Annotated in this window: 1 protein-coding gene; it reads right to left on the bottom strand. The window is 74.4% G+C overall.

Going from position 1 to position 454, the window contains the following annotated elements; genetic code table 11:
• Positions 1 to 212 precede the first annotated feature (212 nt).
• The coding region (locus tag KTJ72_RS07030; RefSeq protein ID WP_217304480.1) for an acylphosphatase at positions 213 to 454 on the bottom strand (242 nt) is incomplete at its 5' end.

Raw genomic sequence — 454 nt, 5'->3', positions numbered from 1 at the left:
GCGGAGTCCTCGCCGGGCCGGACCCACCCCGAGCCGAGGAAGCCGTCGAACTTCTCCGCCAGTGACGTGCCCGCCTGCACCCACGCGAGCATCTCGCTGGAGCGGGACGGGTCGACGTGGCGCGTGACGGACACGGTGACGGGGGCGCTCATCCGTCCAGTGTCGGGCGGGACGGACCCCAGGTGAAGCCGACGGCGACGAGATCCCGGCCACTACCCCGTGATGCCGAACGACGTCGCGCCTCCGGCCGCCGCCTCGCGCACGGTCACGTCGGCCACCCGCGCCATCCCCGGCCCGTGGTGGCACCACGCGACGAGCGCGTCCACGGCGTCGTCCTCACCCTCGGCGTGCAGCAGGACCGAGCCGTCGGGCTCGTTGCGCACCCACCCGACGACCCCGAGCGAGCGCGCCTGCTCCTGGGCGTACCACCGGAACGAGACGCCCTGCACCCGAC

This window comes from Apilactobacillus waqarii (assembly GCF_019061205.1).
Taxonomy (GTDB): Bacteria; Bacillota; Bacilli; order Lactobacillales; family Lactobacillaceae; genus Apilactobacillus; species Apilactobacillus waqarii.
Note: the sequence above shows the minus strand (reverse complement) of the source record. Positions and strands in the feature narration are given on the sequence as shown.